General features: G+C 28.7%; 33 protein-coding genes, 1 tRNA gene and 2 rRNA genes. 2 read left to right on the forward strand and 34 right to left on the reverse strand.

Annotation, left to right across the window (positions count from 1 at the left end):
* Positions 1 to 205 precede the first annotated feature (205 nt).
* The 5 genes from rrf to AB4W66_RS02060 all read right to left on the reverse strand — a co-directional run bounded on the left by rrf (position 206) and on the right by AB4W66_RS02060 (position 5133).
* Positions 206 to 321, reverse strand: a 5S ribosomal RNA gene (gene rrf / locus AB4W66_RS02040).
* Positions 322 to 403: 82 nt separating this feature from the next.
* Positions 404 to 3400 (reverse strand): 23S ribosomal RNA (locus AB4W66_RS02045).
* 158 nt (positions 3401 to 3558) lie between these two features.
* Positions 3559 to 3630, reverse strand: a tRNA-Glu gene (locus AB4W66_RS02050).
* A 107-nt stretch (positions 3631 to 3737) separates the two neighbouring features.
* Entirely contained in the window at positions 3738 to 4559 is an 822-nt protein-coding gene (gene aroE, locus AB4W66_RS02055) for a shikimate dehydrogenase (RefSeq protein WP_367674784.1), read from the reverse strand.
* Positions 4552 to 5133, reverse strand: a complete 582-nt coding sequence (locus tag AB4W66_RS02060) for a Sua5/YciO/YrdC/YwlC family protein (RefSeq protein WP_367674785.1) — start codon at positions 5131 to 5133, stop codon at positions 4552 to 4554. The genes aroE and AB4W66_RS02060 overlap by 8 nt, the downstream gene beginning before the upstream one ends.
* A gap of 314 nt (positions 5134 to 5447) precedes the next feature.
* On the opposite strand from AB4W66_RS02060, the gene def reads away from it, so the two are divergent.
* Positions 5448 to 5957: a peptide deformylase gene (def, locus tag AB4W66_RS02065; RefSeq protein ID WP_367674786.1), complete on the forward strand. Its 510-nt coding sequence runs from the start codon at positions 5448 to 5450 to the stop codon at positions 5955 to 5957.
* A 5-nt stretch (positions 5958 to 5962) separates the two neighbouring features.
* Positions 5963 to 6916 carry a methionyl-tRNA formyltransferase gene (gene fmt, locus AB4W66_RS02070; RefSeq protein WP_367674787.1) on the forward strand — a complete coding sequence of 318 codons (954 nt, stop codon included), beginning with the start codon at positions 5963 to 5965 and terminating at the stop codon, positions 6914 to 6916.
* A 164-nt stretch (positions 6917 to 7080) separates the two neighbouring features.
* Here the strand turns inward: fmt and rplQ are convergent, their stop codons facing one another.
* The 29 genes from rplQ to tuf form a co-directional block, all read right to left on the reverse strand.
* Entirely contained in the window at positions 7081 to 7455 is a 375-nt protein-coding gene (gene rplQ, locus AB4W66_RS02075; protein ID WP_367674788.1) for a 50S ribosomal protein L17, read from the reverse strand.
* Between the two features lie 44 nt (positions 7456 to 7499).
* Positions 7500 to 8492, reverse strand: a complete 993-nt coding sequence (gene rpoA, locus AB4W66_RS02080) for a DNA-directed RNA polymerase subunit alpha (protein WP_367674789.1) — start codon at positions 8490 to 8492, stop codon at positions 7500 to 7502.
* Positions 8493 to 8526: 34 nt separating this feature from the next.
* Positions 8527 to 9147, reverse strand: coding sequence for a 30S ribosomal protein S4 (rpsD, locus tag AB4W66_RS02085; protein WP_367674790.1), 621 nt, complete (start codon positions 9145 to 9147; stop codon positions 8527 to 8529).
* A 38-nt stretch (positions 9148 to 9185) separates the two neighbouring features.
* Entirely contained in the window at positions 9186 to 9578 is a 393-nt protein-coding gene (gene rpsK / locus AB4W66_RS02090) for a 30S ribosomal protein S11 (protein ID WP_367674791.1), read from the reverse strand.
* Positions 9579 to 9594: 16 nt separating this feature from the next.
* Positions 9595 to 9948 carry a 30S ribosomal protein S13 gene (rpsM, locus tag AB4W66_RS02095; RefSeq protein WP_367674792.1) on the reverse strand — a complete coding sequence of 118 codons (354 nt, stop codon included), beginning with the start codon at positions 9946 to 9948 and terminating at the stop codon, positions 9595 to 9597.
* A gap of 67 nt (positions 9949 to 10015) precedes the next feature.
* The gene (gene rpmJ, locus AB4W66_RS02100; RefSeq protein WP_367674793.1) at positions 10016 to 10132 is read right to left on the reverse strand and encodes a 50S ribosomal protein L36; all 117 of its coding nucleotides are present in this window, start codon (positions 10130 to 10132) and stop codon (positions 10016 to 10018) included.
* A gap of 41 nt (positions 10133 to 10173) precedes the next feature.
* Positions 10174 to 11502, reverse strand: coding sequence for a preprotein translocase subunit SecY (gene secY, locus AB4W66_RS02105; protein WP_367674794.1), 1329 nt, complete (start codon positions 11500 to 11502; stop codon positions 10174 to 10176).
* Complete coding sequence (gene rplO, locus AB4W66_RS02110; RefSeq protein ID WP_367674795.1) at positions 11502 to 11954, reverse strand: 50S ribosomal protein L15; 453 nt, start codon at positions 11952 to 11954, stop codon at positions 11502 to 11504. Before rplO ends, secY begins: the two co-directional genes overlap by 1 nt.
* Before the next feature lie 4 nt (positions 11955 to 11958).
* Complete coding sequence (gene rpmD, locus AB4W66_RS02115; protein ID WP_367674796.1) at positions 11959 to 12144, reverse strand: 50S ribosomal protein L30; 186 nt, start codon at positions 12142 to 12144, stop codon at positions 11959 to 11961.
* A gap of 5 nt (positions 12145 to 12149) precedes the next feature.
* The gene (rpsE, locus tag AB4W66_RS02120; protein ID WP_367674797.1) at positions 12150 to 12659 is read right to left on the reverse strand and encodes a 30S ribosomal protein S5; all 510 of its coding nucleotides are present in this window, start codon (positions 12657 to 12659) and stop codon (positions 12150 to 12152) included.
* A 10-nt stretch (positions 12660 to 12669) separates the two neighbouring features.
* The gene (gene rplR, locus AB4W66_RS02125) at positions 12670 to 13023 is read right to left on the reverse strand and encodes a 50S ribosomal protein L18 (protein ID WP_367675087.1); all 354 of its coding nucleotides are present in this window, start codon (positions 13021 to 13023) and stop codon (positions 12670 to 12672) included.
* Between the two features lie 31 nt (positions 13024 to 13054).
* Positions 13055 to 13591, reverse strand: a complete 537-nt coding sequence (gene rplF / locus AB4W66_RS02130) for a 50S ribosomal protein L6 (RefSeq protein ID WP_367674798.1) — start codon at positions 13589 to 13591, stop codon at positions 13055 to 13057.
* Positions 13592 to 13612: 21 nt separating this feature from the next.
* Positions 13613 to 14011, reverse strand: a complete 399-nt coding sequence (gene rpsH, locus AB4W66_RS02135) for a 30S ribosomal protein S8 (protein WP_367675088.1) — start codon at positions 14009 to 14011, stop codon at positions 13613 to 13615.
* Between the two features lie 66 nt (positions 14012 to 14077).
* On the reverse strand, positions 14078 to 14383 hold the full coding sequence (gene rpsN, locus AB4W66_RS02140; protein WP_367674799.1) for a 30S ribosomal protein S14: 306 nt from the start codon (positions 14381 to 14383) through the stop codon (positions 14078 to 14080).
* Positions 14384 to 14403: 20 nt separating this feature from the next.
* A complete protein-coding gene (gene rplE / locus AB4W66_RS02145; RefSeq protein WP_367674800.1) occupies positions 14404 to 14943 on the reverse strand; it encodes a 50S ribosomal protein L5 in 540 nt (179 codons plus the stop codon).
* 16 nt (positions 14944 to 14959) lie between these two features.
* Positions 14960 to 15274 (reverse strand): 50S ribosomal protein L24, encoded by a 315-nt coding sequence (gene rplX, locus AB4W66_RS02150; protein ID WP_367674801.1) that lies wholly within the window; start codon positions 15272 to 15274, stop codon positions 14960 to 14962.
* A 16-nt stretch (positions 15275 to 15290) separates the two neighbouring features.
* Positions 15291 to 15659, reverse strand: coding sequence for a 50S ribosomal protein L14 (gene rplN, locus AB4W66_RS02155; RefSeq protein WP_367674802.1), 369 nt, complete (start codon positions 15657 to 15659; stop codon positions 15291 to 15293).
* Between the two features lie 119 nt (positions 15660 to 15778).
* Complete coding sequence (rpsQ, locus tag AB4W66_RS02160) at positions 15779 to 16033, reverse strand: 30S ribosomal protein S17 (RefSeq protein ID WP_367675089.1); 255 nt, start codon at positions 16031 to 16033, stop codon at positions 15779 to 15781.
* Complete coding sequence (gene rpmC / locus AB4W66_RS02165) at positions 16023 to 16235, reverse strand: 50S ribosomal protein L29 (protein ID WP_367674803.1); 213 nt, start codon at positions 16233 to 16235, stop codon at positions 16023 to 16025. Before rpmC ends, rpsQ begins: the two co-directional genes overlap by 11 nt.
* A gap of 2 nt (positions 16236 to 16237) precedes the next feature.
* Positions 16238 to 16645 (reverse strand): 50S ribosomal protein L16, encoded by a 408-nt coding sequence (gene rplP / locus AB4W66_RS02170; protein ID WP_367674804.1) that lies wholly within the window; start codon positions 16643 to 16645, stop codon positions 16238 to 16240.
* Between the two features lie 17 nt (positions 16646 to 16662).
* Positions 16663 to 17370 carry a 30S ribosomal protein S3 gene (gene rpsC, locus AB4W66_RS02175; protein ID WP_367674805.1) on the reverse strand — a complete coding sequence of 236 codons (708 nt, stop codon included), beginning with the start codon at positions 17368 to 17370 and terminating at the stop codon, positions 16663 to 16665.
* A 32-nt stretch (positions 17371 to 17402) separates the two neighbouring features.
* A complete protein-coding gene (gene rplV / locus AB4W66_RS02180; protein WP_367674806.1) occupies positions 17403 to 17735 on the reverse strand; it encodes a 50S ribosomal protein L22 in 333 nt (110 codons plus the stop codon).
* 23 nt (positions 17736 to 17758) lie between these two features.
* The gene (gene rpsS / locus AB4W66_RS02185) at positions 17759 to 18046 is read right to left on the reverse strand and encodes a 30S ribosomal protein S19 (RefSeq protein ID WP_367674807.1); all 288 of its coding nucleotides are present in this window, start codon (positions 18044 to 18046) and stop codon (positions 17759 to 17761) included.
* A gap of 31 nt (positions 18047 to 18077) precedes the next feature.
* Positions 18078 to 18905: a 50S ribosomal protein L2 gene (gene rplB, locus AB4W66_RS02190; protein WP_367674808.1), complete on the reverse strand. Its 828-nt coding sequence runs from the start codon at positions 18903 to 18905 to the stop codon at positions 18078 to 18080.
* Positions 18906 to 18929: 24 nt separating this feature from the next.
* A complete protein-coding gene (locus tag AB4W66_RS02195) occupies positions 18930 to 19238 on the reverse strand; it encodes a 50S ribosomal protein L23 (RefSeq protein WP_367674809.1) in 309 nt (102 codons plus the stop codon).
* Positions 19235 to 19840 carry a 50S ribosomal protein L4 gene (rplD, locus tag AB4W66_RS02200; protein WP_367674810.1) on the reverse strand — a complete coding sequence of 202 codons (606 nt, stop codon included), beginning with the start codon at positions 19838 to 19840 and terminating at the stop codon, positions 19235 to 19237. Before rplD ends, AB4W66_RS02195 begins: the two co-directional genes overlap by 4 nt.
* Positions 19841 to 19844: 4 nt before the next feature.
* Positions 19845 to 20486, reverse strand: coding sequence for a 50S ribosomal protein L3 (rplC, locus tag AB4W66_RS02205; protein WP_367674811.1), 642 nt, complete (start codon positions 20484 to 20486; stop codon positions 19845 to 19847).
* Positions 20487 to 20514: 28 nt separating this feature from the next.
* Positions 20515 to 20835 carry a 30S ribosomal protein S10 gene (gene rpsJ, locus AB4W66_RS02210; RefSeq protein WP_367674812.1) on the reverse strand — a complete coding sequence of 107 codons (321 nt, stop codon included), beginning with the start codon at positions 20833 to 20835 and terminating at the stop codon, positions 20515 to 20517.
* A 366-nt stretch (positions 20836 to 21201) separates the two neighbouring features.
* The gene (tuf, locus tag AB4W66_RS02215; RefSeq protein WP_367674813.1) at positions 21202 to 22386 is read right to left on the reverse strand and encodes an elongation factor Tu; all 1185 of its coding nucleotides are present in this window, start codon (positions 22384 to 22386) and stop codon (positions 21202 to 21204) included.
* Between the last annotated feature and the right edge of the window lie 47 nt (positions 22387 to 22433).

Below are 22433 nucleotides of genomic sequence, written 5' to 3' on the forward strand. Positions count from 1 at the left end.
AAAAAAAAAATAGAAATATTTTTAAAACTATCATATTTTTTATATTAAAACAATTATTTAAAAATATTTAATTTTAGAAAATAAATTTATTTATCTAATTTTTTTTATGAAATATTACATATATTAAATCAATATTTTTTTATTGTATAAAAAGATGATTTTTCTTTGAAAAAATAGAATGGATTTTTATCTAGGAAAGTTTTTAGCCTGGCAATTTCCTACTCTCACACAGGGAAACCCTGCACTACCATCGGCGTTAAAATGTTTCACTTCTGAGTTCGATATGGAATCAGGTGGTACCAAATTACTATTTTTACCAGGCAAAATTAATTATATATCTATTATTATCTTTGGTCAACAAGATTTTTTCAAAAATATATTTTTTAGACATCTCTGGTGTTGCAAAGTTAAGCCTCTTGGGTAATTAGTACTGGTAAGCTGAACACATCACTGTGCTTACACATCCAGCCTATCAACGTCGTTGTCTACAACAACCCTTCAGATAACAAAAAAATTAACTTTTGTTTCAGGGAAGACTAATCTTGGAGAAAGTTTCGTGTTTAGATGCTTTCAGCACTTATCTTTTCCGCATATAGCTACCGGGCAATGCCATTGGCATGACAACCCGAACACCAGAGATGCGTCCACTTCGGTCCTCTCGTACTAGAAGCAGCTCTCCTCAATCTTCCTACGCCCACGGCAGATAGGGACCGAACTGTCTCACGACGTTCTAAACCCAGCTCGCGTACCACTTTAAATGGCGAACAGCCATACCCTTGGGACCTGCTTCAGCCCCAGGATGTGATGAGCCGACATCGAGGTGCCAAACACCGCCGTCGATATGAACTCTTGGGCGGTATCAGCCTGTTATCCCCGGAGTACCTTTTATTTGTTGAGCGATGGCCATTCCATACAGAACCACCGGATCACTAAGACCTGCTTTCGCATCTGTTCGCATTATCATGCTCACAGTTAAACTGGCTTTTGCCTTTATACTAACCTTACGATTTCCGACCGTAATTAGCCAATCTTTGTACTCCTCCGTTACTCTTTGGGAGGAGACCGCCCCAGTCAAACTACCCACCAGACAATGTCTCTATTCCGGATAACGGAACTAGGTTAGAATCTTAAATCTTAAAGGGTGGTATTTCAAGGACGACTCCTTTAAAGCTTGCGCCATAAAATCTAAGTCTCCCACCTATCCTACACATTAAAAATTCAAAATTCAATGTCAAGCTATAGTAAAGGTTCACGGGGTCTTTCCGTCTTGCCGCGGGTATACTGCATCTTCACAGCAAATTCAATTTCACTAAGTCTCGGGTGGAGACAGCCTGGCCATCATTACGCCATTCGTGCAGGTCGGAACTTACCCGACAAGGAATTTCGCTACCTTAGGACCGTTATAGTTACGGCCGCCGTTTACCGGGGCTTCATTCTAAAGCTTCCAATAAACAAAAATTTTAAAAAATCGTTATCTATTTTTACTTCTTCGATTAACCTTCCGGCACCGGGCAGGCGTCACACCGTATACTTCCACTTTCATGTTTGCACAGTGCTGTGTTTTTAATAAACAGTTGCAGCCAGCTGGTATCTTCGACTAGATTCAGCTTAATAAAGTTAATTCATCTCACTTACGTTCTAGCGTGCCTTCTCCCGAAGTTACGGCACTATTTTGCCTAGTTCCTTCACCCGAGTTCTCTTAAGCGCCTTAGTATTCTCTACCTAACCACCTGAGTCGGTTTATGGTACGATTTGATATTACCTGATGCTTAGAGAATTTTCTTGGAAGCGTGGTATTAGTTACTTCATCAAATAAATGACTCGTCATCATGCCTCAGATTAAAAATGATCGGATTTTCCTAATCATTATACCTACACACTTAAACCAGGATATCCGCCACCTGGATAACCTAACCTTCTCCGTCCTCCCTTCGCAGTAATATCAAGCACAGGAATATTAACCTGTTGTCCATCGACTACGCCTTTCGACCTCGCCTTAGGGATCGGCTAACCCTGCCCCGATTAACGTTGGACAGGAAACCTTAGTTTTTCGGCGAGCAGGTTTTTCACCTGCTTTATCGTTACTCATGTCAGCATTCGCACTTCTGATACCTCCAACAAATTTTTCAATTCATCTTCTACGGCTTACAGAACGCTCCCCTACCCAACTATTTTTTTAAAAATAAAAAATAATTGTCGCAGCTTCGGTGTATAATTTTAGCCCCGTTACATCTTCCGCGCAGGAGAACTCGACCAGTGAGCTATTACGCTTTCTTTAAATGATGGCTGCTTCTAAGCCAACATCCTGGCTGTTTATGCCCTCCCACCTCGTTTCCCACTTAATTATAACTTTGGGACCTTAGCTGGCGATCTGGGTTGTTTCCCTCTCCACAACGAACGTTAGCACCCGCTGTGTGTCTCCCGTGATAACATTATTCAGTATTCGGAGTTTGCATCGGGTTGGTAGACCGGTGTGGCCCCCTAACCGAAACAGTGCTCTACCCCTGAACATGAATTTCACGAGGCGCTACCTAAATAGCTTTCGGGGAGAACCAGCTATCTCCCGGTTTGATTGGCCTTTCACCCCTATCCACAGGTCATCCGCTGATTTTTCAACATCAGTCGGTTCGGTCCTCCAGTTAGTTTTACCCAACCTTCAACCTGCCCATGGATAGATCACCGGGTTTCGGGTCTGTATCCTGAAACTAATAAAAAAAATCGCCTTTTTCAGACTCGGTTTCCCTTCGGCTCCCCTTTCAAGGTTAACCTTGCTACAGAATACAAGTCGCTGACCCATTATACAAAAGGTACGCAGTCACTTTTTTCTTTATGTTTCAAAAAAAAATTAAAAAGCTCCTACTGCTTGTACGTACACGGTTTCAGGATCTATTTCACTCCCCTAACCGGGGTTCTTTTCACCTTTCCCTCACGGTACTAGTTCACTATCGGTCAGTCAGGAGTATTTAGCCTTAGAGGATGGTCCCCCCATATTCAAACAGGATTTCTCGTGTCCCGCCCTACTTCTTGAATTTAACAAAATAAATTTTTTCGTATACAGGACTATCACCTTGTATCGTAAATTTTTCCAAATTTTTCTACTAAAACTTAAATTGATTCGAATTCTAGGCTTTTCCCATTTCGCTCGCCACTACTAAGGGAATCTCAATTGATTTCTTTTCCTCAAGGTACTTAGATGTTTCAGTTCCCTTGGTTAGCTTTACTATCTTATGTATTCAGTATAGTAATGATACCACTTTTAACGGTATCGGGTTTCCCCATTCGGACACCATCGGTTAAAATATCGCTTCATATCAGCTCACCGACGATTTTCGCAGATTAGCACGTCCTTCTTCGCCTCTGACTGCCAAGGCATCCACCATGTACGCTTAATTGCTTAACTTTGCAACCCACAGATGTCTATTAAATATATTTTAATTAAAAATTAAAATATCTTATTGCCAAATTTTTAAAGAGCTGTATAAAAATGCTAAAATTCAACATTTTGAAAAACATGATAACACAAAAAAAATAAATAGTACATAAAAAAATATAAAATTTTGTCCCCTAGGGGATTTGAACCCCTGTTACCGCCGTGAAAGGGCGATGTCCTAACCACTAGACGAAGGGGACTATATTTAAAATAAATTTCAGTTTCATTTTTACAGAACGAAACTAAAGAGTCAAGTGTTTTTTTTACAAACTATAGAACATTTTAATGTTCTATAAAAATTCTTTATTCATTTTTTTAAAATTGATATAATTGGATCTATTTCAGGAAAAATATTATGCCACAAAGAAAAAGAATAAGCAGCTTGAGCAACTAACATTCCAATTCCATCATGAATATTGTTTACTAATTTTTTTTTACAAAAAAATAAAAAAGGAGTTAAACCTCCTAATCGATAACAAATATCATAACAATTTATTTTTGTATGAAGAACACCATTTAGAATATTAGAAAAATCTTCTATTCCTCCTAAAGGAATGGCATTAATTAATAAATCAAAAAAAATATTTTTTTTATTTTCTTTTTTAAAAACCTCAATTGAACCATATTTTGAAAATTCAATTTTTAGATTTTCTGCTTTTTTTTTAGTTCTATTTAAAATATAAATAGAATTACCTAACGATAACAAAGGTTGTAATATTCCTCTAACTACTCCTCCAGCCCCCAATATTAAAATATTACATTTTTCTTTCAGAAATTTAATTCGATTTAAATCATATAACAATCCCATACCATCAGTGTTATCTCCTAGGATTTTACCATTTTTTAACTTTTTTAAAGTATTTACTGAACCAGACACCCTTGCATTTTCAGTAATAATATCTGAATAAATAAATGCATTTTCTTTAAATGGAGCAGTAATATTAGCTCCTTTTCCAAAATTTTTAAAAAAAGAATCTAAAATTAAATAAAAATTTTTTTCAAAAACTAAAAATGAAATATAATTTTTTTTTATATTATATTTTTTAGAAAATATATTATGGACAATTGGTGATTTAGAATGAGATATAGGATTTCCAAAAACTGCAAAATCAACAATATAATTATCCATTTCTAACTATTTCTCCAGTAATAAGATTTAAAATCTTAGAAGGTTTGCTATATAAACCTAGTTTACCATCTAAAAAAATTATTTTTGAACCAAATTGGGTATACAATTCTTTTTTGTTTCTACAAGGAGGGTGATTAGAAATATTAGCACTAGTAGAAATAATTGGTTTTCCAAACCCATTACATAATCTTTGTATTAAATAATGACGACTAATCCTAAAAGCAACAAAAGAAGAATCTCCTGTTATCCATTCAGGTACAGTTGATCTAGCTGGTAATAAAAATGTTGTATTACCTGGCCAATGAAAAAATAATATTTTTTTTTTTATAAAACTTATTTTTTTCTCTAAAATATAAGGTTCAATTTGATTGTATGTAGAGGCAACTAAAACAAAACCTTTGTTTTTAATTCTCTTTTTTATTTTTAATAATTTTAAAGTAGATAAATAACTATCAGGATCACAACCAAAAGCAAAAACAGATTCTGTAGGATATGTGATTACTTCTTTTAAAAATAGTTTTTCAATACAAGTATTCAACGAATAGTATTTAAAAAAATAACATTTTCTTTTCACTAATTAAAGTTTACCTCAATTATTATCCTATATATAATACATTTTTATATTATTTTTTTAAAATTTAAACTAGAAACTTAACTTTAATTTTATATATAAAAAATAAAAAGTTTTAATAAACTACAATCTATTCTAACTAAAAAAAATAAAAAAAATGAGCAAACAAAAAGACAAAAAAATTTATTAAAAAATAACCTAAACTAATATTAATTTAAAAATTCAAACAATTCTTTTTAATCACATTAAAAATGTTTATAATTAATATTATTAATATTTTAAATATTTTAAACTGAAATATATATTTCAAATAAACTATGGCAATTTTAAATTTAATATATTATCCAGATAGTCGTCTTAGAAATTTTTCTAAACCTGTAAAAAAAATAGATGAAAAAGTTAAAAAATTAGTTTCAGATATGTTTGAAACAATGTATTTTAACGAAGGGATCGGTCTTGCAGCTCCACAAGTAGGTATAAATCTTGAAATTATAACAATAAATTTAAAAAAAAAAAAAGAAATAATACTAATAAATCCTAAAATAATAGACCAATCATCAGATTCTTCTTATATAGAAGAAGGATGTTTATCTATTCCAGATCAAAGAGCAAGAATAAAAAGAAACAACTTCATAAAGATAGAAGCATTAAACATTTTAGGAAAAAAAGTCAAATTTTCTGCTAAATCATTGTTATCTATTTGTATACAACATGAAATAGACCATTTAAAAGGAAAACTATTTATAGATTATTTATCTGAATTTAAAAAAAAAAGAATAAAAAAAAAAATGTTAAAACTAAACAAATTTAATACAATAAAAAAATAAAAAAAATGAAAATAATATTTGCAGGGACTCCTGAATTTGCTGCAAAACATTTAAAAAAGCTATTAGAAAAAAAATATAAAATCATAGCTGTTCTAACAAAACCAGATCAACCAGCAAATAGGGGAGGTAAAAAATTCTCTCCAGTAAAAATTTTAGCTAAAAAAATGTCTATACCAATCTTACAACCAAAAAAATTTGAAAAAGAATCTAAAAAAACCGTAAAAATATTAAAAAAACTAAATCCTGATTTATTAATAATAGTTGCTTATGGAATAATTTTAAGTAAAAAAATAATTAAAATATTCACTTTTGGAGGAATTAATGTGCATGCATCACTACTTCCAAGATGGAGAGGTGCTTCTCCTATTCAACAATCAATATTATCAGGAGACAAAAAAACAGGAATTAGTATTATTTTAATAAATAAAAAAATGGATGAAGGAGATATTTTTTGCTCAAAAGAACAAAAAATTAAAAATGATGACACTACTTTAAGTCTAACAAAAAAATTAGCCTATATTGGAAGTAAATTGTTAATATCCACTCTAAAAAAAATTAAGAAGAAAAGATATTCTTTAACTAAACAAAATCATGAACTTGCAACCTATTGTAAAAAAATAAAAAAGGAACATGGAAAAATAAATTGGTCACTTACAGCTGAAGAAATAGATAGAAAAATTAGAGCCTATATTCCTTGGCCAACTAGTTATTTTGTAATAAATAAAATTCATATTAAAATCTTTCAATCTTCTGTAATAATTGAAAAAAAAATAAAAAATAAAGAAGATAAAAAAATTGGATCAATCATTTCTATAAAGAAAGATGGAATTAAAATTCAAACAATTAAAAATATTTTAAAGATAGAAAAAATACAATTTCCTGGTAAAAAAATTATAACTATTTCTGATTTAATCAATGCAAAAAATAATTTGTTTTTTTTAGGTTTAATATTAAAATAATTTTTTAATAATATTTAAAATATAAACTAAAAAAAACTTAAATTTAAACTATTTCTTTTTGTAACTTTTAAAATAACAATAATTAGTTACAAAAAGAAATCAAACAAAAAAAATCTTTATAATTTTTTTATTTTTAAAATAAATTATTAGATTTAAACAAATTATTATTTTTTAACAAACCGTTTACGATCTACTAATTCTATGTATGCCATTGTAGCTTTATCACCCGATCTAAAACCACATTTTAATATTCGAGTATATCCTCCTGGACGAGAAAAATATTTTGGTCCAATTTCTTTAAACAATTTTTTTACTATTTCATTATTTCTAATTCTAGAAAAAACTATCCGACGACGATGCATCGTATCAATTTTAGAAATAGTAATTAAAGGTTCTACCCAAGAACGTAATTCTTTAGATTTAATTAAAGTGGTTTTAATAACTTCGTGAGACAATAAAGAACATACCATATTTCTAAACATTGATTCCAAATGACTACGATTTCTATTTAAACGACGTCCACTTTTTTTATGTCGCATAAAATACCTTTCTATTGATATCTAAAGTTTTATAATAATAAAAATCATTCCTCTAAAATTTGTGCAGGAGGCCAGTTTTCTAAACGAGTACCCAATGACAAGTTTCTTGCTGCTAAAACATCTTTTATTTCTGTTAAAGATTTTTTCCCTAAATTTGGAGTTTTTAATAATTCAACTTCTGTTTTTTGAACTAAATCTCCTATATAATGTATAGATTCAGTTTTTAAACAATTTGCAGATCTAACAGTTAATTCTAAATCGTCTACCAATCGTAGTAATACAGGGTCAAATTCAGGTTTATCTTCTTTTTCTATTGGTTCTTCTAAATCTTTTAAATCAACGAATGCAACTAATTGTTCTGATAATATTGTTGCGGCTCTACGAATAGCTTCATCGGGTTCTATTGAACCATTTGTACGCATCTCTATAATTAATTTATCTAAATCTGTACGTTGAGCGACTCTAGCTGCTTCAACTGTATAGGAAATTTTTTCTATTGGGCTAAAACACGAATCTAACATTAACTTTCCAATTGTTTTTCCGTTTTCCTCTGTTTTTAATCTAGATGAAGCTGGTACATAGCCTCTACCACTTTGTATCTTTATTCTCATTCTAATAGAAGCTTTTGGATCAGTTAAATGGCATATAATATGTTCTGGGTTAATTATTGAAACATTAAAATCATGTTTTATATCAGAAGCTCTTACAACTCCTATTCCCGACTTATCAATCAAAACCACTGCTTCTTCTTTTCCATCTAAACGAACAACCAATTTTTTTAAATTTAATAATATTTCAATTATATCTTCTCGTATTCCTTCTTTGCTACTATATTCATGAAGAATTCCTTCTATTTCTACTTCAGTAACAGAAAAACCGGGCATAGATGATAACAGAATACGACGTAAAGCATTCCCTAAAGTATGTCCAAAACCTCTTTCTAATGGTTCTAAAATAACTTTTGCATGCCAAAGACCTAGTTGTTCTATTTCTACTAATTTTGGTTTCAAAAAATCATTCACAGTAGAAGCATACATGAATATTTTTTCTCCCTAATATAAAAAATTATTACTATTTTGAATAAAATTCAATAATTAAATGTTCATTAATTTCTGCAGAGATATCAGAACGATCAGGAATTCTAATAATAGTTCCTTTCATTTTTTTAAAATTTATATCTAACCATATAGGTTTTTCTCTTGCTTCAGACAATTCCAAAGCTGCTTTAATACGAAACTGACTTTTAGATTTCGAATTAATTTCTATAACATCATTTTGAGACAATTGATACGAAGCTATATTCACTACTTTCTTATTCACCAATACAGATTTGTGAGAAATTAACTGACGAGATTCCGAACGAGTTGATCCAAATCCAATTCTATATACAACATTATCCAATCTAGTTTCTAAAAATTGTAATAATCGTTCTCCAGTATTTCCTTTTGAACTTGCAGCGTTTTTATAATAGTTTCGAAATTGCCTTTCTAAAATTCCATATAAACGACGAACTTTTTGTTTTTCTCGTAATTGTATTGCATATTCAGATAATCTAGGTTTTCTTATTCCATGTTGTCCTGGAAGATGGTCAATATTACACTTAGATTCAATCGAACGAAAACCAGACTTTAAAAACAGATCTGTACCTTCTCTTCTACTCAACCTTAATTTAGGACCTAAATATCTAGCCATAATTTTTTTCCTGCTTTATTTAATAATATATCTATATTTTATACTCTTCGTCTTTTTGGGGCTCTACATCCATTATGTGGAATTGGAGTAACATCTGTAATATTAGTAATACGAAAACCTGCTGCATTTAAAGCCCTAATTGTTGATTCCCTTCCAGGTCCAGGTCCTTTCACCATAACTTCTAAATTTTTAATCCCATAACCTTTTACTACTTCAGCGCATTTTTCGGCAGCTACTTGAGCAGCAAATGGTGTTGATTTTCTAGAACCCCTAAAACCTGATCCTCCTGATGTAGCCCATCCTAAAGTATTTCCCTGTCGATCTGTAATACTAACAATAGTATTGTTAAAAGAAGCATGAATATGTGCTATTCCATCCAAAACTTGTTTTTTTGTTTTTTTTCTTAAACGAACCGATGATTTTTTATTCATTAAAAAAATACCTCAATTATTTTTTTATTGCTTTTCTAGGTCCTTTACGAGTTCTTGCATTAGTTTTAGTTCGTTGTCCTCGAACAGGTAAACTTTTTCTATGCCTCATTCCTCTATAACATCCTAAATCTATTAATCTTTTTATACTTAAGGTAACACCTCTTCTTAAATCCCCTTCTACAACAAATTTAGAAACAGCTTCTCTTAACAATTCAACATCTTTTTCATTTAGATTTGAAATCTTTTTAGTTTCAGGTATTCCTGTTAATAAACAAATATTTTTAGAATTAGATCTACCAATTCCATAAATATGAGTTAAAGCAATAACAGTATGTTTATCTGGAATATTTATTCCTGCAATACGAACCATTTTTTTTCCTTAAATATAAAAAATTGTTTTCTTAATTAAATAGACTTGTATAATTTAAATCTAAAAACTATCCTTGACGTTGTTTATGTTTAAAATCACTACTACAAATTATTCTAACAACATTTCTACGTTTTACAACTTTACAATTACGACATATTTTTTTTACAGAAGCTCTTACTTTCATAATTATCTCTTATAACTAATTTATTTTTTTTTTGAAAAAAATTAATTTTTAAAATTTAAATTTGATTTTTTTAATACTGAATTATATTGACTAGACATCATAATTGTTTGTACTTGAGAAATAAAATCTATAATAACAATTACTACTATTAGTAAAGATGTTCCTCCAAAATAAAATGGAACTTTTACATAATTTCGAAGTATTTCAGGAATTAAACAAATAAGACTAATATAAATAGAACCAATAACAGTTAATCTAACAATAATTTTTCTGATAAATTTTGCAGTTTGTTTACCTGGTCGAATTCCTGGTACAAAAGCACCAGATTTTTTTAAATTTTCTGCTGTTTCGTTAGAATTAAACATTAATTCAATATAAAAAAAACAAAAAAAAATAATTGTTAATGCATATATTAATAAATATAAAAAATTACTAAGACGAAAATAAAAAAATAAAGAAAACAACCAATTTAATTTGTTAAATCCTCCGAACCAAGATGCTATTGTAGCAGGAAATAACATAATACTAGACGAAAAGATTGCTGGCATAACTCCAGACATATTAACTTTTAATGGTAAATGATTTGTATGAGCAGAATACATTCTTCTACCTTGTTGTCTTCTAGCATATTGCACTAAAATTCTTCTTTGACTTTTTTCTATAAAAACGACTAAAAAAGTAATAAAAAAAATAAAACATAAAATACAAAAAATTAAAAAAAAACTTAAATCACCTATTCTAAACTTTTCTAAAGTTGTTCCTATTGCAGAAGGAAAACCTACTAAAATACCAGAAAAAATAATAATTGAAACGCCGTTTCCAATTCCTCGTTCAGTAATTAATTCTCCTAACCACATTAGAAACATCGTTCCTGAAACTAAACTTAAAATAGAAAAAAAATAAAAACTAGAACTAGAAACAACTACTAATCTATTTAAATTTGATATGTTAGAAAAAGTTGAAACTATTCCTATCGATTGAAATATAGCCAATACTAGCGTAACATATCTAATAAATTGATTAATTTTCCTTTTTCCAATTTCTCCTTCTTTTTTTAAATCTTTTAATTTAGGATAAATCAAAGACAATAATTGTACAATTATAGAAGCCGAGATGTAAGGCATGATTCCTAAAGAAAAAATTGAAGCACGACTTAAAGAACCACCCGAAAACATATTTAACATTTCTATAAATGTTCCTTGATGATGATAAATTAAACGAGACAATTCAACTGTATTTATACCAGGTATAGGAATAAATGATCCTAATCTAAAAATTAATAAAGAAAATACTAAAAATAAAAATCTTTTTCTCAATTCAACTAAACCAAAATTTATATAGCTAGTTTTCTTTTCCCATAATTTATTCATTAGTTATTGCTCGATTTATCTTTAATAATTTTTCCACCGATAGATTCAATAAATTTACGAACTTTTTTTGTTACTTCAATATTTCTCAATATTTTAGGACTTTTTATTTTTCCAGAAAAAATAACCTTTACACGTTTTATATTTTTTTTAACAATATTTAATTTTTTCAATTTCCGTAAATCTATTTCTTTGCAATTTATTTTATCTAATTCAGATAAAAGAACTTCAGACGATAATTTTTTTTTACGAGAAATAAATCCAAATTTTGGAATTCTACGATATAAAGGTGTTTGCCCCCCTTCAAATCCTCTTCTTATATTTCCACCAGATCTGGATTTTTGACCCTTATGACCTCTTCCTGAAGTTTTTCCAAAACCTGATCCTATACCTCTACCTAATCTTTTTTTTTTTTTATTATTTCGAAATTTAGAAGACAAACTGTTTAAATACATCGTTTTATTCCTCTTCCTGTACTTTAACCATATAAGAAACTATCTTTATCATTCCTCTAATAGATGGAGTATTAGAACAAAAAACAGTATGCCTAATCCTTTTTAATCCTAATCCTAACAAAGTAGATTTATGTTTAGGTAATCTACCTATAGAACTTTTTGTTTGTGTAATTTTTAATTTTTTATGCATATAATTTAAATAGATCCTATAATTTGACTAACAGATTTATTTCTTTTAGCAGCTATACTTTCAGGAGAATTCATACTTTCTAGTCCTTTTATAGTAGCTCTGACTACATTTATTGGATTTGTAGACCCATAAGTTTTTGCAAGAACGTTATGAATTCCTGCTACTTCTAACACTGCTCTCATTGCTCCTCCAGCAATAATTCCTGTACCTTCATGAGCTGGTTTCATAAATATTATTGATCCTGTGTGATATCCTTTAACAGAATGATATAAAGTTTTATTCTTTAAATAAATTTGTATCATATTTCTTCTAGCTTTTTCCATAGCTTTTTGAATAGCAGAAGGAACTTCTCTTGCCTTTCCGTAACCAAAACCCACCCGACCTTCTCCATTACCTACTACAGTAAGAGCAGTAAAAGAAAAAATTCTACCTCCTTTTACTGTTTTAGAAACACGATTTACAGAAATTAATTTTTCTTTTAATTCACCCAAAACAGACTTTTCTAAATTTAACATTCTTTTTATCCTAAAAACTAAGACCGAATTTTCTAGCAGAATCTGCTACAGCTTTTATTCGACCATGATATTGAAAACCAGAACGATCAAAAGCAACCTTTTTAATTCCCTTTTTTAAAGATCGTTTAGCAATAATTTCCCCCAATAAACTAGCTGATTCTTTATTTCCGGTGTATTTTAAAGAAGAAAAAAGTTTTTTTTCTAAACTAGAAGCTGATACTAAAACATTAGAATTATTTGGATCTAGTACTTGTGCATATATATGACGAGATGTTCTATGTACAATCAGCCTAATAACCCCTTTTAAACTTATTTTATGACGAAACCGTCTAGCTCTTTTTATACGTAATTTTTTTTTATGAATCAATGATTTTGAAGAAATATAAATTTTCATTTTATTTCTTTTTAGCCTCTTTTATTTTAACCACTTCATTTTCATAACGAATACCTTTTCCTTTATAGACTTCAGGAATTCTATAAGAACGTAAATTTGCAGCAACTTGTCCTACTAATTGCTTGTCTCTTCCAAATAAAACAACTTCTGTAGGAGAAGGTAATTTTACAATTATTCCACTTGGAATAATATATTCTATATTATGTGAATATCCTAAAGATAAAATTAAAACGTTTTCTTTTTTAAGAGACATTCGATAGCCAACACCTACTAAATTTAACTTCTTATGAAAACCAACTGTTATACCTATTATCATGGAATAAACTAAAGAACGAGTAGTACCTACATTAGCCCATTCTTTTTTTATCATTGAATTATTATCAAATGATAAAAAATTTTTTGAAAAAGTAATTTTTACATTTTTATTAATTTTTCGAGATAATTCTAAATCTTTAAATTTAATAGTTATTAATTCCTTATTTAAAAACACTGAAACACCAGAAGGTACAATAATTGGACGTTTTATAATACGAGACATTGTTTTCCTCTATCTAAAAATCTAAGTTACATAACAAAGAATTTCTCCACCAACACCAAACTTACACGCTTGTTTTCCAGTAATAATTCCCTTAGATGTAGAAACAATCGATATCCCCAATCCTGACATAATTTTTGGTAATTTATTTTTTTTTCTATATACTCTTAATTTGGGAGAACTAACTCTAATAATTTTATCAATAACAGGCTTTCCACGAAAATATTTTAAAAATAACTCCATAATAGGTTTTCTTTTCTTGTCTACTATAGAAGAATAAGATTCAATATAACCCTCTTCTTTTAGAACATTACTAATTGCTATTTTTAATTTAGAAAAAGGCATTTTTACGGAAATTTTATTGGCAACTTGTCCATTTCGAATTCTAGTCAACATATCTGAAATAGGATCATGCATAGTCATTTCTATTTTCTCCAAAACAGTACTAAAATAATATTTTTACTTCTTATTCAATAAAAATTATTAATTTTACCAACTTGATTTTTTTAAACCAGGTATTTCACCTCTCATAGCAGTTTCTCTTAACTTCATTCGACTAAGTCCAAATTTTCTTAAAAAAGAATGAGGCCTTCCGGTTTGTCTACAACGATTTCTTTGACGAGAAGGACTAGAATCTCTAGGAAAACTTTGCAGTGTTAATACCGCTTTCCATTTTTCTTCTTTTTTTGAATTTAAACTAAAAATAATTTTTTTTAATTTCTGTCTTTTTAAAAAAAACTTCAAAGATAATTTTATTCTTTTTTTTTCTCTTTCTTTCATGGATTCTTTTGCCATTGAAAAATTTTCTCCTAATTTTATTTACTAAATGGAAAATTAAAACACGACAATAGTGCATATCCTTCATCATCCGAAATAGCCGTCGTAGTTATAGTAATATCTAAACCTCTAATTTTATCCAATTTTTCATAATCAATTTCTGGAAAAATAATTTGTTCTCGTATTCCTATACTATAATTCCCCCTACCATCAAAAGAATTTTTAGAAAAACCTCTAAAATCTCTGATTCTAGGAAATGCTATATTAATCAATCTATCTAAAAAATCCCATTTCATTTTTCTTCTTAACGTAACTTTACAACCAATAGCTACATTTTTTCTAATCTTAAATCCAGCTACTGATTTTTTTGAAAATGTAATTATAGCTTTTTGACCAGATATAGCCGATAAGTCTTGAACTGACTTATTTAACAACTTTTTATCTAAAATAGCATTTCCAACTCCCATATTTAAAGTAATTTTTTCAATTTTCGGAACTTCCATAATGGATTTATATCCAAAGTCCATCATTAACTTTTTTATAACTGTTTTTTTATATAACTCTAACAATTTAATCAATTTTAATTACCCCAAATTATTTTAAACTTTCCTTACTGGGTTTTAGAAAACGAATTTTTTTACCTTTTTCAAACCTAAACCCAATTTTTTCAGATTTCCCTGTTTTTAAATTTAGAATAGAAATGTTTGAAATAGAGATAGGAGATTCTTTTTTAATTACCCCTCCTTTCAAATTCCTAGACGGAATAGATTTCTGATGTTTACTAACTAAATTTATTCCTTTAACAATAACTTTATTTTTATTTAATACATTTACTACTATTCCCTGTTTCCCTTTTTCCTTTCCTGATAAAACAACAACTTTATCGTTTTTTCTTATCTTAGTTGCCATTTATATTTTTCCTTGTTTAAAGTACTTCAGGTGCTAAAGAAATTATTTTCATAAATTTTTCAATTCTTAATTCTCTAGTAACTGGTCCAAAAATTCTAGTTCCAATTGGTTGTTCATTATTATTCAAAATAACACAAGAATTACTATCAAAACGTAAAATAGAACCATCTGAACGACGAATTCCTTTTTTAGTACGAACTACTACTGCCTTCAAAACTTCTCCTTTCTTTACTTTACCTCTTGGAATTGCTTCTTTTACTGTAATTTTTATAATATCTCCAATAAAAGCATATCTCTTTCTAGAACCACCTAAAACTTTTATGCACATCGCCAAACGAGCACCTGAATTATCTGCTACATTTAGAACTGTTTGTGATTGAATCATTATAAAAATTTTCCTTATTACTAAAAAAAATAATATTTTTTTAATATATTTAAAATTTCTATTATTTTTCATCTAAAAAAATAAAAAAATTTTTAAATAAGATTTATATACAAAATTAATTATAAAACATTAGATTTTTCTATTATACGAACCATCTTCCAAGATTTAGTTTTAGAAATTGGACGTGTTTCACATATTTCTATAATATCACCTTTAACACATTCGTTTCTTTCATCATGAACATGTATTTTTGTAGTTCTTTTTAAAAATTTTTTATATAAATTATGTTTTATGAATCTTTCTATTAACACAACTACTGAATTTTGCATCTTTGAACTAATTACTTTAGCTTTTAAATAACGTTTATTTTTTATTTTCATAAATTTTATTAAGATCCATTTCTCTGCTTAACATTTTAACTCTAGAAATATTTTTCCTTACTTGTTTTAATAAATGTACTTGTTGCAATTTTCCTGAAGACAACTGAATTTTTAAATTAAAATATTCCCTTAATAAACCAACTAATTCTAAATTAAGCTCAGTTTTCGATTTTTTTCGTAAATTATATAAATTCATTACTATTTAACCTTTTTTATAAAAATAGTTCTAACCGGTAATTTAGAAGCTGCTAATTTAAATGCAATTTTAGAATCTTCTTCAGAAATACCTTCTAATTCATATAAAACAGTTCCAGGTTGAACTAATGCAACCCAATATTCAACATTTCCTTTTCCTTTACCCATTCTAACTTCTAATGGTTTTTTTGTTATAGGTTTATCTGGAAAAATTCTTATCCACATTTTTCCTTGTCGTTTTATAGCCCTACTAATTGTTCTTCTAGCCGATTCAATCTGTCTAGAAGTTATTCGACCTCGATCAATCGATTTTAAACCAAAAGAACCGAAACTAACTTCTCTTCCTATTGCTAATCCACGATTTCTACCCTTATGCATTTTTCTAAATTTCGTTTTTTTAGGCTGTAACATAAAACTTCCTTTTTCTATTATCTACGATATCTTTTATGCTGTTTTTGATTTTGCAAAACAGACTTTCTTTCATGTATTTCATTTAATTCTTTCATACCGCCTAATATTTCACCTTTAAAAATCCATACTTTTATTCCAATTATTCCAAATGTAGTATTAGCTTCCGAAGTACTGTAATCAATATTAGCTCTCAAAGTATGTAGTGGTACTCTACCTTCTCTATACCATTCAGTTCTAGCTATTTCTGTTCCTCCTAAACGACCACTTATTTCTACTTTAACTCCTTGAGCACCTTGTCTAATAGTATTTTGAACTGATCTCTTCATCACTCTACGAAACATAATTCTTCTTTCCAATTGTGATTTTATATTGTCAGCTACTAATTTAGAATCTAATTCTGGTTTTTTAATTTCTGATATATTTATTTGTGTAGGAACACCAGTCATATTAGATATAATTTTTCGTAATTTTTCTACATCTTCACCTTTCTTTCCAATAACAATTCCAGGACGAGATGTATGTATTGTTATACGAATACTTTTAGAAGGTCTTTCAATGACAATTTTAGAAACAGATGCTTTTTTTAGTTTCCCTATTAAAAACTGACGAACTTTAAAATCACTATCTAAAATATTTGCAAAATTTTTACTATTAGCAAACCAAATGGAATTCCAAGACCTAATAATTCCTAATCTCAATCCATTAGGATGAACTTTTTGACCCATTATTAAAATTCTCCAAAAATAAAAAAAAATATCTAATTATTAGAAACAACAACTGTAATATGAGAGGTTCTTTTTAATATACGATCAGCTCTTCCTTTAGCTCTAGGAATCATTCTTTTAACAGTTGGACCTTCATCTATTAAAATTTTTATGATTTTTAAATCATCAATATCTAAAGAATCATTATGTTCCGAATTAGCTACAGCTGATTCTATCACTTGTTTTAAAAGCAAAGCAGATTTTTTTTTAATAAAAGTTAATAAACTTAACGCTGTAGATACTTTCTTACCTCTCACTAAATTAGCTACTAATCGAAGTTTTTGTGCTGAAGAATTAGCCTTTTTTAAAATAGCTAAATTAGTCATTTTAAAATCCTCTTAATTAAGTCTCATTTTTTTAACGTTTTTTTAATTTTTTTATCAGCAAAGTGACCTTTATAAGTTCTAGTCATAGAAAATTCACCAAGCTTATGTCCAACCATTTCTTCTGAAATAAATACTGGAATATGTTGCCTACCATTATGAACTAAAAATGTAAAACCTATCATATTAGGAAAAATAGTAGAACGACGAGACCAAGTTTTAATTGGTTTTTTATCTTTTTTCGCAATAGCTTTTTCTATTTTTTTAAATAAATGAGAATCTATAAAAGGACCTTTCCTTAAAGAACGTGGCATAATAATATTGACCTTTTTTTTAAAAAAAAAATTATTTTACACGATGTCTTAAAATATATTTTTCTGTACGTTTATTATTTCTAGTTTTTTTCCCTTTTGTTTGAACACCCCATGGCGTTACCGGATGTTTTCCAAAATTTCTACCTTCACCACCACCATGAGGATGATCAACTGGATTCATTGCAGTTCCTCTAACAGTCGGTCTTGTTCCTCTCCATCTAGATGCTCCAGCCTTACCTAACATTCTTAACATATGTTCTGTATTTCCTACTTCTCCTATTGTAGCTCTACATAAAGAAACTATTTTTCTCATTTCTCCTGAACGTAAACGAATACTGACATAATTTTCATCTTTTGAAACTAATTGACCATAACTTCCAGCTGAACGAGCTAGTTGACCTCCTTTTCCTGGTTTTAATTCTATGTTATGTACTATAGTACCAATTGGTATATGTTTAATAGGCATTGAATTTCCTACTTTTATGTCTATCTTTTTATTTCCTGATTGAACTTCTAAACCTACATTAAGGTTTTTAGCTTCCAAAATATATCTTCTTTCTCCATCTTTATATTTTATTAAAGCAATATTAGAAGATCTATTAGGATCATATTCAATTCTTTCTACTATTCCTAATACATTATCTTTATTTCTTTTAAAATCAATTAATCTATATGCCCTCTTATGACCTCCTCCAATGTGTCTAGTAGTAATATGTCCATTATTATTTCTTCCTCCAGTTTTTTTCTTTCTATTCATTAAAAAAGAAAATTTAGATTTTCCCTTATATAGTCTAGAATTAACTATCTTAACAACATGACGACGACCTGGAGATGTAGCTTTACATTTTACAACAGCCATTTTTTTTATCTCCAAAAAAAAATATTATTTATTACTATCATTTATAAAATTAAAATTTTCGCCTTTTTCTAAAATAACATAAGCTTTTTTCCAACTTTTTCCAATAGTAATTTTGTTTTTATGTTTTTTTAGTTTCCCTTTTATTATTAATGTATTAACTTCTTTTACTCTTACAGATAAAAATTTTTGTACAGCATTTTTTATTTCAGATTTGTTTGATTTAATATTAACTTTTAAAACTACTGTATTATTTTTTTTTGAAATAAAAGACGATTTTTCTGAAATTAAAGGAGATGATATAACTTCAAACAAACAATTATCAAAAACCGTCATTGTAATAATTCCTCTATTCTTTTCATTGCTTTTAAAGTAAGAATAACATTTTTAAAAGCAATTAAACTAATTGGATCAATTGAATTTACTATTTTAACTTCCACTTTATATAAATTTCTAGATGCTAAATATAAATTTTCATCTTTCTTATCTAAAATTATTAATACATCTTTTATATTTTGATTTTTTAATTTATTTATTAATAATTTTGTTTTTGGAAATTCTATAGAAAATTTATTAAATACAAGTAACCTACTTCTTCTTATTAATTCAGAAAAAATACTTCTTAAAGCTCCTTTATACATTTTTTTGTTAATTTTTTGATTATAAACTTTATTTCTATTAGAAAAAGTTACTCCTCCAGATCTCCAAATAGGACTTCGTAAAGATCCTGCTCGAGCTCGACCTGTTCCCTTTTGACGCCAAGGTTTTTTCCCTGAACCAGATACCTCAGATCTACTTTTTTGACTTTTAGATCCTAGTCGAGATTTATTTGAATAAGCCACTACTACTTGATGCACTAAAGCCTCATTAAAATCTCTCCTAAAAATATTTTCTGAAAAAGATACTTTTTTTTCTAAATCTCTAAGTACTAATTCCATGTCCTTATACTCCTTTTATTTTAATAGAAGGTTTTACTATTAGATTATTTCCAGAGTAACCAGGTACAGATCCTTTTACTAAAAGTAAATGGTGAACCAAATCAATTCTTATAACTTTAATATTTTGAACTGTAATTTGACAATTCCCTAATTGTCCTGACATTTTCTTTCCTTTAAATACTTTTCCAGGAGTTTGATTTTGACCAATAGATCCAGGAACTCTATGAGACAAAGAATTACCATGAGAAGAATCTTGTGAACGAAAATTCCATCTCTTAATTGTTCCAGAAAACCCCTTACCCTTAGATGTACCAGTAATGTCTACAACTTTTACTTCTTTTAGAATATCTAAATTAATTATATCTCCTAAAAAATAATTGTTACTATTGTTGTTTATTCTAAATTCCCATAAACCTCTTCCAGGAACAACCTTAGATTTTTTATAATGACCTAAAATAGATTTTTTTAATTTATTAGTTTTAACTATTCCTGTAGTTACTTGTATTGCATTATATTTATCTATTTTAAAATTCTTTATCTGTGTTATTTTATTTTCTGTAATTTCAATTACCGTAACAGGTATTGATATTCCTTCTTCAGTAAAAATACGAGTCATTCCAATTTTTTTCCCTACTAAACCCAACATCTATTCAAGCTCCTCATTCAACTGATAATTATTTTAATTTTCCTAAACTAATTTGAACATCAACACCTGCAGCTAAATCTAATCGCATTAAAGCATCAACAGTTTTTTCAGTAGGTTCTACAATGTCTATCAATCTTTTATGAGTTCGAATTTCATATTGATCTCGAGCGTCTTTATTTACATGAGGAGAGATTAAAATGGTAAATCGTTCGATACGAGTAGGTAAGGGAATAGGTCCTCTTACTTGTGCTCCTGTTCGTTTTGCTGTCGCAACAATCTCAGCTGTTGAAAGATCAATCAATCGATGATCAAAAGCTTTAAGACGTATACGAATTCTTTGGTTCTGCATCTACCAAAACTCCATTTATTTATGAATTAAAAAACAAAAAAACCCCATTAATCTATTATCCATAGATTAATGCAATTAATATATAACTCTAAAAGTCAAGAGTCTTGAATCTTCAATATTAATGAAGATATTTTATTATGATCAATAAATTAACAAAAATCAATATTATATTGAATCAATATTTTTAAAATTTAAATTTAATTAAATATTTAATTTTTTATTAAAAAGTAAAAAAAATAATTTTTTTCTATTTTTTAAATTTCATCAAGAAAAGTAAAAAAATAAAATTTCTTTTCTTGATGAATATATGATTATCAATTAAATTTTATTCAACTTTAGTAAGTTAACCAATGAATATGTATTAAATCAAGAAATCACTTTAGTTACTACTCCTGCTCCAACTGTACGTCCACCCTCTCGAATTGCAAACCTTAATCCTTCTGACATTGCTATAGGATGAATTAATGTAACTAACATTTTAATATTATCTCCAGGCATAACCATTTCTACATCTTTAGATAAAGTAACAGAACCGGTAACATCAGTAGTTCTAAAATAGAATTGAGGTCTATATCCATTAAAAAAAGGAGTATGTCTTCCTCCTTCTTCTTTATTTAATACATATACTTCTGATTCAAACTTCATATGAGGAAGTATAGAACCAGGCTTCGATAATACTTGACCTCTTTCGATTTCATCTCTTTTAGTTCCTCTTAATAAAACACCAACATTTTCCCCTGCTCTACCTTCATCTAATAATTTTCTAAACATCTCTACTCCAGTACAAATAGTTTTCATTGTTGGTCTAATTCCAACAATCTCAACTTCTTCACCAACTTTTACCACTCCACATTCAACTCTACCAGTTACTACTGTCCCTCTTCCAGAAATAGAAAAAACATCCTCAATCGGTAATAAAAAAGGTTTTTCTACTGCTCTTTTAGGTTCAGGTATATATGAATCTAAAGCGTTAGCAAGATCCAAAATTTTCTTTTCCCAAATTAAATCCCCTTCTAATGCTTTTAAAGCTGAACCTCTTATTATTGGAGTATCATCTCCGGGAAAATTATATTGAGTTAACAAATCCCGAACTTCCATTTCGACTAATTCTAATAGTTCTTCGTCATCAACCATATCACATTTATTAATAAAAACAACAATATACGGAACTCCTACCTGACGACCTAACAAAATATGTTCTCTAGTTTGAGGCATTGGTCCATCAGTTGCTGCTACTACCAAAACTGCTCCATCCATTTGAGCTGCACCAGTAACCATATTCTTAATATAATCGGCATGTCCTGGACAATCGACATGAGCGTAGTGTCTGATTTCCGTATCATATTCTACATGTGAAGTATTTATCGTAATTCCTCTAGCTTTTTCTTCAGGTGCATTATCTATTTGATCAAACGCACGAGCTGATCCTCCATATTTTTTAGCTAAAACAGTAGTAATTGCTGCAGTTAAAGTAGTTTTTCCGTGATCTACATGACCTATTGTTCCAACATTAATATGTGGTTTTAAACGATTAAATTTTTCTTTAGACATAACTCATAATCCTTATTCAATTCATATTTAAAAAAAAAAACTAAAAC

The organism is Buchnera aphidicola (Tetraneura ulmi), from assembly GCF_964058925.1.
Classification (GTDB): domain Bacteria; phylum Pseudomonadota; class Gammaproteobacteria; order Enterobacterales; family Enterobacteriaceae; genus Buchnera_D; species Buchnera_D aphidicola_B.